Raw genomic sequence first — 15958 nt, forward strand, 5'->3', positions numbered from 1 at the left:
CCTGGGCTCAGCGTCGGGCGTGGCCGACTTCGATGAAACGCAGGAACTCGGCACGGGTACGTGCGTCGTCATGGAAGGTGCCGCGCATGCGCGAGGTGACCATGCTGACACCACGCTTGTGGATGCCGCGGGTGGTCATGCACTCGTGTGCGCCTTCCACCACGATGCCCACGCCCATCGGCTGCAGCACGTCCTGGATGACGTCGGCGATCTGCGCGGTCATCTTTTCCTGCACCTGGAAGCGGCGTGCATAGGCCTCGACCACGCGTGCCAGCTTGGAGATGCCGACCACGCGGCCATTGGGGATGTAGCCGACATGCACACGACCAATGATCGGCGCCATGTGGTGCTCGCAGTGGCTTTCGTACTCGATGTCGCGCAGCACGATCATTTCGTCGTAGCCGGCCACTTCCTCGAAGGTACGGGCCAGGTACTCGCGCGGGTCGTCGTTATAGCCCTTGAACCAGTCGCCATAGGCCTCGGCCACCCGGCGCGGGGTGTCGAGCAGGCCTTCGCGGGTGGGATCTTCACCCGCCCAGCGCAGCAGGGTGCGCACGGCGTCTTCGGCCTGGGCTTGGGTGACGGACGGGTTCTTGGGATCGGCCATTACAGAACTGCGCTTGGATTACGGGGTGGACATGCTACCAGCCGGGGCTGTGGAGGAGCATTTACGGCGCCTTGACCGGCTCCGGCGGGCCGGCTTCATTAGCTCTACTTCATTGTTTTACATGGAGTTTTTTTAAGCCAGCTGATCCGCCGGTTCAAGGTGCCTGCCCTGCGGCCTGCTTGGCCGTGGCGGTATCGCGCTCCAGCGCCTGCAACAGGCTGGGCGCACGCGCGTTGGCGATGTCGGCAATGCGCCAGCTGCCGCCCTGGCGCTGCAGGGTCAACTGCAGCTGCAAGGGGTGCTCGGGGTCGTCGAGCTGGGCGCTGGCACGCAACTGGCCGTCGGCCAGTGGCTGGATGTCGAAGCTGAGCTGGCGCAGGTCCTGGGCGGTGTCCTGGCAGTCACAGAGCGGATCGCCGTCCAGATAGCCGACTTCGCCGGCGTACGCGTCGCTATTGGCCTGCATCGCAGCGATCAGCGCCGGCGTGTAGACCGCTTCGTCGGGCAGGATCGCGTCCAGCCCGGCATCCGGGTGGTAGCCGGCGTAGATGTGGCTGAGGAAAGCGCGGGCGTTGCTGATGTCCTGGGCGCTGGTGCTGGTCGTTGCTTGGCTTGGCTCGGGCGTGACGGTGGCCGGTGCCTCCTTGTTGCAGCCGGTCAGGGCCAGGAGCAGCAGCGTCGTGGTTGCCAAGGTTTTCATGGGCGTCCTTGCGTGTTCGTTTGTCGGGTCTTTTTAGGCGTAACTGTTGGGGAAAGCAAAGGCTTTGAAGCACCCCTCCCCAACCCTCCCCTTGGCTGCGCCAAAGGGAGGGGGCAGAGCGCTTGTCTCCCTCCCTTGCGCCGTAGGCGTAGGGGAGGGCTGGGGAGGGGTGCCTTTTGCGCCGACTGATCGCCCCCGTTGCCTACGGCGAAAGGGAAGGAGACAGCCGCTGCGCCAGCCCTGACCAGCGACTGGCATGCCGAGCCAGAGCTGCTTCTATCACTTCTGCACTACCGGCCAGATGCAGGCCGTTGCGAGCGCGGGTGATGCCGGTATAGAGCAGCTCGCGGCTGAGCACGCGGTTGTCGCGGCGTGGCAGCTGCAGCCAGACCTGGTCGAACTCCGAGCCCTGCGCCTTGTGCACGGTCATCGCAAACGCGCTTTCGTGCAGCGGCAAGGCCGCCGGGTGGAAGGCGCGCGGGTTGGCGGGATCGTCGCCGGGGAACCAGGCACTGACGCTGCGGCCATCGCCATCACGCAGGCAGATGCCAACGTCGCCGTTGAACAGGCGGTGGCGGTAGCTGTTCTCGCCAATGATCAGCAGGCGCCCGTGGAACCAGCCCGGGCCCAGCGCGCGGCCACGGGTGCCGGCCAGCAGTTCTTCGATGCGGGCGTTGAGCCCGCGCGCGCCTTGCGGGCCTTCGCGTACGGCGGTGAGCAGGCGCATGCGAGCTGCAAGGGCCAGCGCGTCGGCCGGCGTGGCGGCATCGGCCAGTGCCTGCCAGTACTGCTGCAGCGGCTCGCGCCAGGCCTGCAATGGATCGATATCGCCTTCGTGGAAGTGCACGCCGGTCAGTTCAGCGTCGCGCAACAGTTGCAGCGTCTGCACTGCGTCGCCATCGCGCATGGCGCTGGCCAGTGGTGCCAGCTGCAGGGCTTCACTCTGGCGGTAGCCCCGCTGCAGCTGCACGCGGGCCCCAGCGAAGTCGGCAGGTCTTGTTTCGATCGCATCGGCCGGCAGTTCGCCCAGCAGAGGGCGCAACGCGTCGGCGTCCGTTGCGGCGGTGCGCTGGCCATCGCCGGCAGCACGCAGGATGGCGCTGAGCACATCGCCCGCTTCCACCGACGGCAGCTGATCGGGATCGCCGAGCAGCACCAGGCGGGTGCCGGCGGCGATGGCTTCGACCAGCTTGGTCATCAATGGCAGGTCGATCATCGAGGCTTCGTCGACCACGATGACGTCATAGGGCAACGGGTTGTCGGCGTGGTGGCGGAAGCGCGGCGAATCCGGGATCACGCCGAGCAGGCGGTGCAAGGTGGTGCCGGTGCTTGGCAGTTGCTCGCACAGGGCGCTGTCGATGCCTTCCGCCGAGAGCTTCTGCAGGGCGTGGCGCAGGCTTTCGGCCATGCGCTCGGCGGCGCGGCCGGTTGGCGCTGCCAGGGCGACACGCGGTGCTGGTTCGTTTGTGGCCTGTGCCTGTGCGGCCAGCAGCACCAGCAGACGGGTGATGGTGGTGGTCTTGCCGGTGCCGGGGCCGCCGGTGACCAGCAGCAGGTTGTGGCGCAGGGCGGTAGCAGCTGCTCTTGCTTGGTGGTCCAAGAGCTTCCCCTCATCCGCCCTTCGGGCACCTTCTCCCGCAAGCGGGAGAAGGAAGAGGTCCGGCTGCGCTGAGCTCTGTGGCTCTTGCGGCGCTGCCCGCTTCTGGCCCCCTCTCCCGCCTGCGGGAGAGGGTTGGGGTGAGGGCGCTCCAAACAGATCCAACTGAGCCGCGGCGGCCTGCCCCGGAAACAGGCGGGTAAACACGTCAGACAATCCAGCCACATCACCAGCAGCAACTGGCACCTTCCCGATCCGCTGCAGACCCGCCGCCAAGCGGCGCTCGTACTCGCGATACCGGCGCAGATACAGCAGCCCGTTCTCCCAAACCAAGGGCGCCTGCTGCGACTCCACGCTGTTATCCACAGCTGTGGATATCCACTTCGACGCCTCCAGCTTCGCAATCCATTCCTCGGCAGCCGGCCATTCCACACCGGCATCCACCAAACGCTGCGGCTGGGTCGGATCAAAGCCCGCATGCCCCTGCGATACCGCCAACGAAGCCAAGGCCGCAGCAGCCAACACCGCGTCCGGCGTTTCCGTATCCAGCCGCCGCAGGCTTTGCGCCAGGGCATGATCCAGCGCGCGCAGCGCGCCGGCTTTGTTCAATGCGGCCAGCAGGCTCATGCCTCGCCTCCCAGTCGTGCCAACAAGGCCGCATGGCCATCGCGGCCACCGGCAAACAGTTCATCCACCGCATGCACCAGCTCCGGTGCGAAGTTGTGCGCGTACAGCCCCGGCGACTGCGGACGGGTTGCATCCAGTCCGCGACAGAACAGATAGCGGATGCCACCGAAGTCACGCGCGTAGTCGTAGCCAGCACCAATGCGGAAGCGCAGCCAGCGATGCAGGGCCACGGTGTAGATCAGCGCCTGCAGGTCGTACTCGCTGTGGCGCATGGCCGCATCCAGCTGCGCCGGGGCGTAATCGGGCAGGCGGTTGGATTTGTAATCGAGCACGTACCAACGCCCGTCGCGGACGTAGGTAAGGTCGATCTTGCCGGTCATCAGCCCTTCCAGCTGACGACGCAGGCCGAAGCCGTTGCGGCCGCGCACAACCCCGTGTGCATGCAGCACGCGCAGCAGGGCCGGCACGGTGGTCGGCTGCATGGCGAAATGGAACTCGATTTCGGCGCGGCGCTCACCTTCGTCCTGCGAATGCAGGGCACCGCCTTCGGGCAGGGTGACGGTCAGGGTCTGGCCGATCAGCTCGGTCAGCAACGCCACACCGTCGGCTATCTCTTCGTCGACGTAACCATCTGCACGCATTGCTTTTTCGATGATCTCGGCCTGGCCATCCGGTGCGGCCAGGCCGGGCTGCCAGTCGCGCCAGACGCCGAAATCGACGTTCTCCAACGCGGCATGCAGCACGTTGCCGAAACGACTGCCGGCAAAGCGCGGATCGAATACCTCCGGTTGTGCGGCGGCGGCTTCGCTGGCTGGTTCAGCATCCACGTCGACCTGCGCCGGTTCATCGGCAGCGCCGCCACTGTCTTCGGTGGCAGCAGCTGCGGTGTCGTGACCGCCTTCAGCATGGGCGAGCTGGGTGAAGCTGTAGACCCACCAGTCGTGCGGCACGCTGCGGCGCACCTCGCGTACCGGCGGCAAGGCCTGCTCGCGCTCGGGCGGCAGGCGTGTCGGCGCCGGGCCGCTGTCGTCTTCGATCACCTGGATGTCGGCATGTTCGGGCAAGCCCTGCAACATCGGCCCGAGCCGCGAGGTGGCCAGGCCAGTCAAGGCACCGCCACTTATCCACAAGGCATGCTCGGCGCGGGTCAGGCCGACGTAGAGCAGACGCGCGGTTTCGGCCTCCTCATCGGCGTTGACCTGCTGGCCCACGGCCTTCCAGTCGGGGTCTTCCTTGTCGATCTTCCAATGCAGCACGCGTTGTTCGCCGTCGTGCACAAATTTGTGGCTTTTGTCCTTTCCACCTCTAGGCCGGACACCCACAAATGGCAGATAAACCAGCGGGTATTCCAGGCCCTTGCTCTTGTGCAGGGTGATGATCTGCACGCGACGGGCATCCGATTCCAGCCGCAGCAGCTGCGCTTCATCGCCTTCGTCAGCGTGGGCGATCTGCGTCTGCAACCAGTCCAGCAGGCCATGCAGGCCGATGCTGCGGTTGCTGGCTTCCTGCAGGGCTTCGGCCAGCTGCAGGTAGTTGGTGAGGCGGCGCTCACCGTCGATCAGCAGCAACAGGCGTTCAGCCTGTTCAGCGCACAGATCCGACAGCAGGGCGAGCACACCACCCCGCTGCCATCGCTCACGCCACTGGGATAGACGCTCCTGATGCAGACGATGCTGCTCGCCTTCATACTCCATTGTGGCAATGCGAGCCGCGCTTTCGCCCAACAGCACGGTTGCTAGTGCAGCCCTCAGGCGACCTTCGTCAGCAGGTTGCAACAACGCCAGCAGTAGTAAGCGAACTTCATGAGCTTCGTTACTTGCGAACAAGCTCATTTTTCCCGAAGCGACCGCTGGGATTCCCAAAGCAATCAAACCCTGCTGAATGCGTGTAGCTTCGTCATGCTTGCGTACGAGCACAGCGATGTCGCCTGGCTGCACCGGCTTCCCATCGATCAATGCACGGCCTTCTCGGGCGGCACTAAGTACCTTGTGGATATCCGCCACGCAGGCGGCGGTAGCCGCTTCGCGCGAGGCATCCGCTTTCAAAGGCTTGCCATCAGCATCGCCTGCAATCAGCTGCAGGGTCAGTGCTGGTGCCGGCTTTCCTTCGAGCAGATAGTCAGCATCGCTGCGTTTGCTGCCCGGCAAGACCGGCTCGAACTGGATGCGCTGGTCGAGGAAGGCCTCGCGCCCGGCGTTATCGTAGAGCGCCTGAATCGCTCGCAGCACACCTGGGCGCGAACGGAAGTTGTGCTTAAGTTTAGGCGCTTCCTCCGCCAGCGCCTTGGCCTGGAGGTAGGTATGCACGTCGCCGCCACGGAAACCGTAAATGGCCTGCTTGGGATCGCCGATCAGGAACAGCGCGGCATCGCCATCATCGGCGGCGAACAGGCGGCGGAAGATGCCCCACTGGCGCGGGTCGGTGTCCTGGAACTCGTCGACCAGGGCGAAGCGGTACTGCGCACGCAGGCGTTCGGCCAAGTGTGCACCGTGCGGGCCGTGCAAGGCATTGGCAACGTTGTCGATCAGGTCATCGTAGGTCTGCTGGCGGCGTAGCTGTTTGAGCTGGGCCAAACGCTGGCGAACCTCGTCGCGCAACTGGTGCAACAACACGATCGACTGCTGGCGCTGCCACTGCGTCACCTGCGCCAGTGCATGCAGATAGTCAGCGATCAGCAGCTGCAGCGGCGATTGCGGGGTGCTGCCGGCCTTGGGCTTGTTGGTCTTGGCGGTGAGCGCATCCAGTGTCAACCGCTCCAGACGTTCGTCCAGCTCGGCAGTCGGATCGGGGTGGCGGCTCCACTGCAGCAGTTGCTGGAACAGCAGCTCGATCCAGTCGAGCTTGTAGCTGGACTTGTTGAGGATGCCGCCCTCCACCGCGCCACGCAGCTGCTGCAGATAGGTGTCGCCATGCTCGGCGATGCCAGCAGCAAGACGCTGCGCAGCGCCGTCGCGGAACGGGCGCGTGTCTTCGATCAGGGTCTGCGGTGGCTGTGGATAAAGTGGCAGTTCGGCCACCAATGCTGGCAGATCCCTGGCCAAGGCATCCGGACTCTCCCATAGGCCGAGCAGCGCCTCCAGATGTTCACCCTGCCCTGTGTGCAGGCGCCACAGATCTGCCGCCAGTTCATCATGCAATGCACGGGTATTAGTCAGCAGTTCGGGAGCAGCGAAGGTGTGGCCGCTTTCCAAAGCGTACTCACCCAGAACGCGAGTACAGAAACCGTGGATGGTGAAGATCGAGGCCAGGTCGGTTTCTTCGGCGGCAATGCGCAGGCGCCGGCCCAGTTGTGCGGCACTTTCCGCACCCTGCTGCAGGTGGCGCTGCAGGATGGCGCGGGTCAGCGTGGTCTCAGGACTGTCCTTGTCGTCTGGCGTACTGTCCACCACGCGCGCAGCCAGTTCCAGACGCTCGCGGATGCGCTTGCGCAGCTCCTGGGTCGCCGGGTCGGTGAAGGTCACCGCGAGGATCTGGCCCATGCGCAGGCCCTGCTCCACCACCAATCGGGTGAACAGCGTGGCCAGGGTGAAGGTCTTGCCGGTGCCGGCGCTGGCCTCGATCAGGCGCAGACCATCCAGCGGCAAGTGCAGATACGGGTCCTGCTGCAGCGCTTCGGTGCTCATGCGCCGGCTCCGTTCATGGCATCGTTTTCAGCGTCGAAATCGGGCAAAACGCGGCCCTCGCGTAGCGCGGTAAATATCAACAGGGCGTTGTGGATAAATCTGTGAGTAGTGCTTGGCGAAGCGAACGGATCGGTGCCGCGCAAGGCCAATTGCAGGGCTTCGCTGTTGCGCTCGCCCCAGCTGTGCTCGCTGCCGAACCAGCGCGCCTGCGCCGCGTTTTCGCGCTTTTCTTCGTCGGCGTTGTAGATCTCCCAACCGGTGTAGGGAGCGAATAAAAGCGGCGCCTGCATTCCTTCAGAACGTAGACGCAGCAAGGCTTTCAAGGCTTCCTGTGCAGTCTCTGCAGAAAGCTCTGGAAGCCGATGCGGGCCATAGCCAGCCTGCCCGTTGTCATGGAACTGCAGCATCGATGACGGCACACCGGCAGCGTTCACCAGCAGCCAATCCAGGCCACCGCGCAGCACATAGGCCACCCCCGGCGCACCCGCCTGCAGGCGAATCAGACCCTGTGGATGAATTTGATCGACACGCCCGTGCAGGCGCACGCCATCGAGCTGAACTTCGTAACGCTGCGAGCCCAGCGGCTGGCCGTCGTACCACTGCGAAAACGTTTCCGCGCAGGGACGGATGCGGCTCAACATGCGTTCAAACTGCTGCCGCCCAAGCGCACCGGATGGCAACAACGCGCGGGCACGCAGGCGCTGGTACAGGCCAGCTTCGCGGCCTTCCAGCAAGGCGCTGAGTACATGTTGCTGCAAGGACGAATGCAAGCGGCCACCGCTGGGCACCAGCAGCGGCTCGATATCTTCGCTGTCGTCGATTTCACCGGCCAGGCGTAGTCCCAGGCGCTGATTCAGGAACTGCGCGGCCGGGTCACTGATGAAACGCCGAAGTGCGTCCAGCGACAGGCTGTCGTCATTGAGTGCGGTGGGCAGCGGTGCGTTCAGCGGGCCGTCGAACCACGGCGCCAAGCGTTGCCGACTGCCGCCGACCGCGCTGGCGGCCGGATGCCACTGGCGCCGGTAACTGAAACGACGCGGCTCGCCATCGCCGCCAAATGCCGCCGGGGCAAATGGCTGCAGCGGATGCCGCACCACCAGGTGTTTGCGCGCAGCGGCACTGTCCAGGTGATACGCCGACGCCGCATTAGCCAGTTCGCTGACCAGCACCGAGGGCTCGCGCACGCTGCCATCGCGGGCATCGGCACCGAGGTAGCTCAGGTAGAACACGTCCTGGGCGGAGGCGAACAGCTGCAGGAACAGGAAGCGGTCGTCCTCGCGCAGCGAGCGATCGCCATAGCGGCGACGCTCGGTGCCCAGCTCGGCGGTGAGCCGGCTCAGGCCGGCAGCCGGATCGCGGCGCGGGAAATCGCCGTCGTTCAAACCCAACACACAGATCACCCGGAACGGCAGCAGGCGCATCGGCACCATGCGGCCGAAGCTGATGCCGCCGGTGAGCAGCGGCGCACGGGTATCGGCTTCGGACAGCACCGAGGCGAAGTGCGCGCGCACGACTTCGGCCGGTACCGGCGCGTCGAAACCGGCGCTGGTGGCTTCTTCGGCGAACTCGTTGACCAGTTTGCGCAGACGGTCCAGTGCGCGCACGGCGGAGGCTTCGGTCGGGGTTTCCGGCAGCAACGCCAGGAGCAGGCCGAGCAGGCGCTCACGCCATTGCTTGGGCGTCAGCGCTTCGGCCAGGGTCTTCTGGTGGCGGGCGAGAACGCGCAGCAGGCGGATCAGCGCATCCAGTGCAGCCAAGCCACCGCCTTCCAGTTCCGGCCACGGCGCGACGCCAGCGATGTCCTCATCACTGCCGCTGGCATGGCCGAGCAGCAGCCGGTCCAGCGCGAACTGCCAGGTGTAGGCATCGTCTGCCGGCGCCTGATGCTGCTTGCGATGGCCGGCATCCAGGCCCCAGCGCGCGCCCGCAGCCTGCAGCCAACCGTGCAGGCGTTCGAATGCAGCCGCGTCCAGACCGGAGGCGGACGCCAGCGGCGCGCTGGACAGCAGGTCGAGGATTTCATTGAGGCCGAAGCGCGATACCGGCAGGCCCAGCAACTGCACGAACACCTCGGCCAGCGGCTCACCCTGCAGCGGACTGGCATCGGCCAGCGCCCACGGAATATGCGCATCGTTGCCGCCACAGCCGCCGAACACCGATTCCAGGTAGGGCACGTAGGGATCGATATCCGGCGCCAGCACCGCGATCTCGCGCGGCTGCAGTGGCGGGTCGAAACGCGGGTCTTCCAGCAGCGCGCGCAGCTGGTCGTGCAGCACCTGCATTTCGCGCAGGCGGGTGTGGCAGGCGTGGATCTGGATGCTGGGGTCGTCCACCCGCAGCGCGGCGCGCAACGGTGGCGAGGGCAGCGCGCGGCGGTGGAACAGGTCGGCCTGCAGGCGGTGCAGCAGGCTGTCGCCAAGCCCGCCGTCATCCAGACCGGGCACGGCAATGCTTTCCGGATCGACGTAGGCAGCGATTTCGCCGCTGGGATGCACCACTTCGTAATCGCCCAGCACCGCCATGAAGTCACGGCCGGCCTCGCCCCAGGCCTGCAGCAGCGGGTTCTCACCGGCCTCGGTGCCGAATGGCTCGGCCAGGCCGCTGCGCAGCTTTTCCTTCAGCGTCTGCAGGTCGCCCCAATAGGAACGGGTCGGGGTCGGCATATAGAAGTGCAGCGTGCCGACCCGCGCCTGGGTGGCGATCACCCGCAACACGTCCGGCGAGACGTTGAGCGTGGCGAAAGCGAACAGGCGCTGCGGCAGCCCCTGCGGCAAGGGCTGGTGCTCGCCTTCGAAACGGGCGAGGTAATCGTTGATGCGGCGTGCGCGGTAGTTCTGGCCACCGGCGATATGCCGCCACAGGATGGCCTGCGGGTCGTCCGGCTCGGCACCGTCCTCCCAGCGCAGCAGCCAGTCGCGGCGCCAGGCCTGGTACTTCTCGAATACCCCGCCGAGTTCGGCGGCCAGCGCCCACGGGCGCAGCGGGTCGTTGCGGTCAAGGTAGGCACGCAGCCCGGCCATCGCCGGTTTCTGCATCAAACTGCTGTCGGTCAAGGCCCCATACAGACGCCAGTGCAGGCCGGTAGCACCAAGGTCATCGCGCTCACCCGGCACATTGGCCTTCAGCGCCTTGGCGACGAACTCGCCGGGCGTCAGGAATTCCAGATTGGCGGAGACGCCGTACTCGGCGGCCAGGGTCGACTGCAGCCAGCGGCGCATCGCCACCTGCGGGATCAGCACGATATCGGCGGCCAGCAAGGACTGGCCGGGCGCTGGCTCGCGCAATGCGTGGGCCAGCAACTGGGCCAGCACGTCCAGGGCATTGGAGTGGTACAGGCGGAAATCGGGGGCGTTGCTCATCGCGCCATCTTGCCGCAGCAGCATCGCAGGGGGCGAGACATGAATGCATTGCGCACAATCCGGACCGGCTGACTCTCCCATCCCCTGCACACTGTGTTGCTGCCAACGCCTCAAGCTGTGCATGGCACTGTGCGCTGACAATGAGACAATACTGGACGGTCCAGTACGCTTATGTTCAGGCGCTGCTGGCAATTCTAGAACGTTGGTTTTCCGTTAAAGGCCGTCATGCCCTCAGCCCGGACTCCCTTGGTGCAGTTGTCCAACGTGCGAATCGATCGCGGCGGACGCACCATCCTGCGCGATGTTTCGCTGCAGGTACCGCGTGGCAGCATCACCGCGGTGCTCGGTCCTTCGGGCAGCGGCAAGTCGACCATGTTGGCGGCACTGACCGGTGAGTTACGACCGGTATCCGGCACCGTGCAGCTGTTTGGCCAGGATATTCCGCACGGCAACCGCGACCTGCTGGAGATGCGCAAGAACGTCGGCGTGCTGCTGCAGGGCAACGGCCTGCTGACCGACCTGAGCGTGGCCGACAACGTGGCGCTGCCGCTGCGTGCACACACCAAACTGCCCGAGCCGGTGCTGCGCCGCCTGGTGCAGATGAAGCTGCATGCGGTTGGCCTGCTGGCCGCTGCCGATGCCTGGCCGCGCGAGCTCTCCGGCGGCATGGCGCGGCGCGTGGCGCTGGCCCGTGCATTGGCCCTGGACCCGCCGTTGATGATCTACGACGAGCCGCTGACCGGGCTGGACCCGATCGCCTCGGGCGTGATCATGAGCCTGATCCAGCGTTTGAACGACAGCCTCGGCCTGACCAGCATCATCGTCAGCCACCATGTGCATGAAACCCTGCCGATCAGCGATCAGGCCGTGGTGATCGCCAATGGCGGCATCGTGTTCTCCGGCACACCGGACGAACTGCAGGCCAGCACCGACCCGCTGGTGCGGCAGTTCCTGCACGGGCAGCCAGACGGCCCTATCCCGTTCGACGCACCGACGCGCAACTACGGGCTGGAGAACGCGTGATGACGACGCTGCGCGAAATGCGTGATTCCTGCCCCCTCTCCCGCATGGCGGGAGAGCGCGCTTTTAAAGCACGTGGACCAAAAGCTCCCCTCATCCGCCCTTCGGGCACCTTCTCCCGCTTGCGGGAGAAGGACGTGTCGTCCAGCGTGATCAGCGCTTCTGGAGCCGTTTCCTGATGCCCTTCACCTCCTCCATCCGCTCGCTCGGTCGTGCCGGGCTGTTCTCGCTGACGGTGCTGCGTGGCTCGCTGCCGACGCGTGACTTTCTGGCCGAACTGACCCGCGAGATCTACAAGATCGGTGCGCGTTCGCTGCCGATCATCGCCGTTGGCGGCGCCTTCGTCGGCCTGGTGCTGACCCTGCAGGGCTACCGCACGTTGACCACCTTTGGTGCGTCCGACGCGCTGTCCACCCTGCTCGGCCTGTCGCTTTACCGCGAGCTGGCGCCGGTGCTGACCGCACTGCTGTTCATCGGCCGCGCCGGCAGCTCGATCGCCGCCGAGCTCGGCCTGATGCGTGCCACCGACCAGATCAAGGCGCTGGAGCTGATGGCCATCGACCCGATCGCCAAGGCGGTTGCGCCGCGCTTCTGGGCGGCGGTGCTGACCGTGCCGTTGCTGACCGGCATCTTCTGCTCGCTGGCCATTGCTGGCGGCTATTTCGAGGCCGTGCATGTGCTGGGCCAGGACAACGGCACCTTCTGGTCGGGGCTGCGCGGCAGCGTCGATTTCTGGGACGACTTCGCCGTGGCCCTGCTCAAGTCGGCGATCTTCGGCGGTACCGCGGCACTGGTGGCGGCGTATGTCGGCTTCCACGCCGAGCCGACCATCGAAGGCACCTCGGTGGCCACCACCCGTGCGGTGGTGAACGCCTCGTTGCTGGTGCTGATGTTCAACTTCGTGCTGTCGGCGCTGCTGTTCCAATGATGCGAGTCGCTCGCAAGAGCCTGCACATCCACGTGCGGGAACCAAACAAAGAATCGAACAACCCGCTTCGCCCGGCGAAGCACCAGATGGATCAGGAGTGAGACACAACATGGCCATCCGTGGACCCAGACTCGAATTTTCCGTCGGCGCCTTCCTGCTGCTGGCCTTGGCCTCGCTGCTGGTACTGGCCGTTGCCTCGACCAACCAGCGCTTCGGCACCGGCGGCGGTGGCTACGAACTGAAGGCACGCTTCAGCCAGATCGGCCAGCTGCGCAAGCAGGCGCCCGTGAAGGTGGGCGGTGTGACCATCGGCCAAGTAGCTGACATTCAGCTGGACCCGATTAAATACGATTCCGTCGTCACCCTGTCGCTGGACAGCAAGTTCAAGGACCTGCCCGCCGATACCTCGGCAGGCATCTTCACCAGTGGGCTGTTGGGCGAAAGCTATATCGGCCTGCAGCCGGGCGGTGACCCGGACGTCTTGAAGTCCGGTGATGAAATCGTCTTCACCCAGCCGGCGGTAGACCTGCTGCAGCTGGTTGGCAAATACATGTTCAGCGGCGGCGGCAACACCGGCGCGGCTGCCAACGAAACCCCCGGCGCAGACGCGCCCGCTACGGAACCGCAACCATGAAAGTGAAACTGCTTACCGTCGTGCTCGCCTCTGCCCTGCTGGCCGCCGCACCGTCGGTCACGCTGGCGCAGGCACGCCCGGCCGCCACCGCCGCGCAGCCCTCGGCCGCCGCCCGCACCGTGCTGGACTCCAGCACCCGCATCATCAATTCGCTGCAGACCCGTCGCGCTGAATTCCGCGCCAATCCGGCGACCCTGCGCAGCTATATCGATGGCGAGCTGAGCCGTGCCTTCGACCGCGACTACGCCGCCCGCCTGGTGCTGGGCGTGCACGGCCGCGGCGCCGCCGATGCCGACGTCAAGCTGTTCGCCGATGCAATGGCCGACAACCTGATGTCGCGTTACGGTTCGGCCCTGCTCGATATCCAGGGCAAGCCCAGCTTCCGCTACAAGAGCGAGCAGCCCTTGCCGGGCAACCGCGGCGTCAAGGTCTCCACCGAGCTGGTGCGTGCCGGCAGCGAGCCGACCCCGGTCGAATACCTGATGCGCAATGTCGATGGCCAGTGGAAGATCTTCGACGTGATGATCGAAGGCATCTCCTACGTGCAGACCTTCAAGAACCAGTTCGACGCGCCGCTGCGACAGAAGTCGATCAAGCAGGTCGCCACCGAACTGCGCAGCGGCAGCATGCAGGCCAACGCAGGTCCGGCCGCTCCCCGTGGCAAATAACGCCACCTTCCGCACCGAGGGCGACACCCTGCTGCTGGCAGGCGTGATCAACCGCGAAGCGGTGGTTGCACTGTGGCCGCAGCTGACGCGGGCGCTGGCGCCTGTGCGTCAGCTCGACCTGGCGGCGGTTGAAGCCATCGACAGCGCCGGGCTGGCATTGCTGGGTGAACTGGCCGCAGGTCTGCGGGCCCACGGTGGCGGCAACGTCAGCGGCAGCCCGGCGGGTCTGGACGAACTGCGTGCAGCCTACCGGCTGTCACCGTCCCTCGATTTCAACGCCTCCTCGGCAGGAAGCTGACATGAAACTTTTCCGCACCCTCCTCCTCCTGCTCAGCGTGGCGATGCTTGCCGCCTGTGCTGGCAAGCCAGCGCGCGATGCACTGCCAGCGTCCACCGTGGTTGCACCGCAGGCCGCTGAGCAAACCGTCGACGCTGCAGCCGTCACCGTGCAGGACGCTGCAGGCACGGCCACGGCCGACGGCACGCAGAGCACCGCAACCGCCAGCGACGACACCACACCGACCGGGGCCGAAGACGACTTCGCTGCCCTGTATGGCGGCCCGGCGCCCAGCGCTGAAGGCGAGACTGCCGGGGCCGCTGCAAGCGTGACCTACGACCCGTGGGAGAAGTACAACCGCGGCGTGCACCGCTTCAACAATGCGGTCGACCGCGGCGTTGCGCGCCCGTTGGCCACGGCGTACACCAATGTCGTGCCGCAGTTCGCGCGTACTGGCGTCAGCAACTTCTTCAGCAACCTGCGCTCACCGCTGACCATGGTCAACCAGCTGCTGCAGGGCCACGCCGATGATGCCTGGGACACGCTGGGCCGCTTCCTGATGAACTCCACCTTCGGTATTGGTGGTCTGTTCGATCCGGCCAGCAAGGCAATGGTGCCCAAGCGCAGCGAAGACTTCGGTCAGACCCTGGGCACGTGGGGCTGGCGTCGTTCGCGTTACGTGGAGCTGCCATTCTTCGGCCCGCGCACCGTGCGTGATGTGTTCGGCCTGGCTGGTGACATCCCGTTGTCGCCGATGCGCCAGATCGAGATGGACAAGGTCCGCATCAGCCTGCAGGGCCTGCAGCTGGTGGACATGCGTGCACAGTTGATGGCGGTGGATTCGCTGCGTGACACCGCGGTGGACGAATACGCATTGACCCGCGATGCCTGGCTGCAGCGCCGCAATTACCAGATCGAGAAGGACCTGCGCCGCGACCGCAAGCATCAGGACGACGACCAGACCACGATTCCGGTCGACGCAATGCCGATGCCGAACTGGGGCGACTGATCCTGGTTGCTGCTGGCCAACAAAAAGCCCGGGGAAACCCGGGCTTTTTGCTTTCTGCTTTTTTTGTGGGAGCGGTGTCAACCGCGAAGCTGATGAATCAGCAGATCGCAGTTGGAACCGGTTGCCAAGCAATTCCAGCTTCGCGGCTTATGCCGCTCCCACAACACAGCGTTGGCTGGTTTACGCAGCCAACGCCGCGTCAATGGCCTTGCGCAGGCCTTCATCGTCGGCAGTGGTGTCCGGGGCAAAGCGAGCGACGACGGTGCCGTCCTTGCCGACCAGGAACTTCTCGAAGTTCCACAGCACGGCCGGGGCCGGGTTGGCCTCGATGCCGAAACCGACCAGCTTCTCGCGCATCGGGCCTTCGCCGATGGCGACCGGCTGGGCAGCGGTCAGCTGCTGGTACAGCGGGTGGATGTCAGCACCGGCGACGCTGATCTTGGAGAACATCGGGAAGCTGATGTCATAGGTGAGCGCGCAGAACTGCTTGATCTCGTCTTCGCTGCCCGGCTCCTGGCCGTTGAAGTTGTTGGCCGGGAAGCCCAGCACTTCAAGGCCGGCATCCTTCTTTTCGCGGTAGAGCTTTTCCAGGCCTTCGTACTGCGGGGTGAGGCCGCACTTGGAAGCCGTGTTGACCAGCAGCAACACCTTGCCGCGGTAGTCGGCCAGCGAAGTCGGGGCACCGTCGATGGTGGTCAGCGCGGTGTCGTATACGGAAGCGGTCATGCGGTTGCCTGCTGTGGGATTGGGGAGCGCGCAATCATAAGCGTCGCGGGTGGCGCTGGCACCACAGTCGTGCTGCAACACTGTGATGCCGGGCCAAGCTCGGCTGGCTAGCTGTTGGTAGTGCCGAGCCATGCTCGGCTGGGGCGTTACCGCTGGAGCCTCTTACCGAGCATGGCTCGGCAC

13 protein-coding genes are annotated in these 15958 nt (G+C 65.6%); 7 read left to right on the plus strand and 6 right to left on the minus strand.

Going from position 1 to position 15958, the window contains the following annotated elements; genetic code table 11:
• Positions 1 to 7 precede the first annotated feature (7 nt).
• The 5 genes from folE to recC all read right to left on the minus strand — a co-directional run bounded on the left by folE (position 8) and on the right by recC (position 10513).
• Positions 8 to 607, minus strand: coding sequence for a GTP cyclohydrolase I FolE (folE, locus tag QMX78_RS06520; protein WP_282267683.1), 600 nt, complete (start codon positions 605 to 607; stop codon positions 8 to 10).
• Positions 608 to 761: 154 nt separating this feature from the next.
• Positions 762 to 1307, minus strand: a complete 546-nt coding sequence (locus QMX78_RS06525) for a DUF3828 domain-containing protein (protein WP_282267685.1) — start codon at positions 1305 to 1307, stop codon at positions 762 to 764.
• Positions 1308 to 1509: 202 nt separating this feature from the next.
• Entirely contained in the window at positions 1510 to 3531 is a 2022-nt protein-coding gene (gene recD / locus QMX78_RS06530) for an exodeoxyribonuclease V subunit alpha (RefSeq protein WP_282267686.1), read from the minus strand.
• Complete coding sequence (recB, locus tag QMX78_RS06535) at positions 3528 to 7154, minus strand: exodeoxyribonuclease V subunit beta (RefSeq protein ID WP_282267690.1); 3627 nt, start codon at positions 7152 to 7154, stop codon at positions 3528 to 3530. The genes recD and recB overlap by 4 nt, the downstream gene beginning before the upstream one ends.
• Positions 7151 to 10513: an exodeoxyribonuclease V subunit gamma gene (gene recC / locus QMX78_RS06540; RefSeq protein ID WP_282267692.1), complete on the minus strand. Its 3363-nt coding sequence runs from the start codon at positions 10511 to 10513 to the stop codon at positions 7151 to 7153. Before recC ends, recB begins: the two co-directional genes overlap by 4 nt.
• A 225-nt stretch (positions 10514 to 10738) precedes the next feature.
• Here recC and QMX78_RS06545 point away from each other — a divergent pair, with 225 nt between their 5' ends.
• From QMX78_RS06545 to QMX78_RS06575, 7 genes are all read left to right on the plus strand, one after another.
• Entirely contained in the window at positions 10739 to 11536 is a 798-nt protein-coding gene (locus QMX78_RS06545) for an ABC transporter ATP-binding protein (protein WP_282267693.1), read from the plus strand.
• Positions 11536 to 11712, plus strand: coding sequence for a hypothetical protein (locus QMX78_RS06550; protein WP_282267695.1), 177 nt, complete (start codon positions 11536 to 11538; stop codon positions 11710 to 11712). Before QMX78_RS06545 ends, QMX78_RS06550 begins: the two co-directional genes overlap by 1 nt.
• On the plus strand, positions 11712 to 12461 hold the full coding sequence (locus tag QMX78_RS06555) for an MlaE family lipid ABC transporter permease subunit (RefSeq protein ID WP_282267696.1): 750 nt from the start codon (positions 11712 to 11714) through the stop codon (positions 12459 to 12461). Before QMX78_RS06550 ends, QMX78_RS06555 begins: the two co-directional genes overlap by 1 nt.
• 109 nt (positions 12462 to 12570) lie before the next feature.
• Positions 12571 to 13095, plus strand: coding sequence for an outer membrane lipid asymmetry maintenance protein MlaD (gene mlaD, locus QMX78_RS06560; RefSeq protein ID WP_282267698.1), 525 nt, complete (start codon positions 12571 to 12573; stop codon positions 13093 to 13095).
• Positions 13092 to 13763, plus strand: a complete 672-nt coding sequence (locus tag QMX78_RS06565; RefSeq protein ID WP_282267700.1) for an ABC transporter substrate-binding protein — start codon at positions 13092 to 13094, stop codon at positions 13761 to 13763. Before mlaD ends, QMX78_RS06565 begins: the two co-directional genes overlap by 4 nt.
• Positions 13753 to 14061 (plus strand): STAS domain-containing protein, encoded by a 309-nt coding sequence (locus QMX78_RS06570; protein WP_282267702.1) that lies wholly within the window; start codon positions 13753 to 13755, stop codon positions 14059 to 14061. The genes QMX78_RS06565 and QMX78_RS06570 overlap by 11 nt, the downstream gene beginning before the upstream one ends.
• A 1-nt stretch (position 14062) precedes the next feature.
• Positions 14063 to 15049 carry a VacJ family lipoprotein gene (locus QMX78_RS06575; protein ID WP_282267704.1) on the plus strand — a complete coding sequence of 329 codons (987 nt, stop codon included), beginning with the start codon at positions 14063 to 14065 and terminating at the stop codon, positions 15047 to 15049.
• Positions 15050 to 15229: 180 nt separating this feature from the next.
• On the opposite strand, the gene QMX78_RS06580 is transcribed toward QMX78_RS06575, so the two are convergent.
• A complete protein-coding gene (locus tag QMX78_RS06580; protein ID WP_282267706.1) occupies positions 15230 to 15775 on the minus strand; it encodes a glutathione peroxidase in 546 nt (181 codons plus the stop codon).
• Positions 15776 to 15958: the final 183 nt, after the last annotated feature.

The organism is Stenotrophomonas sp. PS02298 (genome assembly GCF_029959445.1).
GTDB lineage: Bacteria > Pseudomonadota > Gammaproteobacteria > Xanthomonadales > Xanthomonadaceae > Stenotrophomonas.

Coding starts and splice junctions, on each gene's coding strand:
- folE (WP_282267683.1), bottom strand. CDS start 607: ATGGCCGATCCCAAGAACCCGTCCGTCACCCAAGCCCAGGCCGAAGAC.
- QMX78_RS06525 (WP_282267685.1), bottom strand. CDS start 1,307: ATGAAAACCTTGGCAACCACGACGCTGCTGCTCCTGGCCCTGACCGGC.
- recD (WP_282267686.1), bottom strand. CDS start 3,531: ATGAGCCTGCTGGCCGCATTGAACAAAGCCGGCGCGCTGCGCGCGCTG.
- recB (WP_282267690.1), bottom strand. CDS start 7,154: ATGAGCACCGAAGCGCTGCAGCAGGACCCGTATCTGCACTTGCCGCTG.
- recC (WP_282267692.1), bottom strand. CDS start 10,513: ATGAGCAACGCCCCCGATTTCCGCCTGTACCACTCCAATGCCCTGGAC.
- QMX78_RS06545 (WP_282267693.1), top strand. CDS start 10,739: ATGCCCTCAGCCCGGACTCCCTTGGTGCAGTTGTCCAACGTGCGAATC.
- QMX78_RS06550 (WP_282267695.1), top strand. CDS start 11,536: ATGACGACGCTGCGCGAAATGCGTGATTCCTGCCCCCTCTCCCGCATG.
- QMX78_RS06555 (WP_282267696.1), top strand. CDS start 11,712: ATGCCCTTCACCTCCTCCATCCGCTCGCTCGGTCGTGCCGGGCTGTTC.
- mlaD (WP_282267698.1), top strand. CDS start 12,571: ATGGCCATCCGTGGACCCAGACTCGAATTTTCCGTCGGCGCCTTCCTG.
- QMX78_RS06565 (WP_282267700.1), top strand. CDS start 13,092: ATGAAAGTGAAACTGCTTACCGTCGTGCTCGCCTCTGCCCTGCTGGCC.
- QMX78_RS06575 (WP_282267704.1), top strand. CDS start 14,063: ATGAAACTTTTCCGCACCCTCCTCCTCCTGCTCAGCGTGGCGATGCTT.
- QMX78_RS06580 (WP_282267706.1), bottom strand. CDS start 15,775: ATGACCGCTTCCGTATACGACACCGCGCTGACCACCATCGACGGTGCC.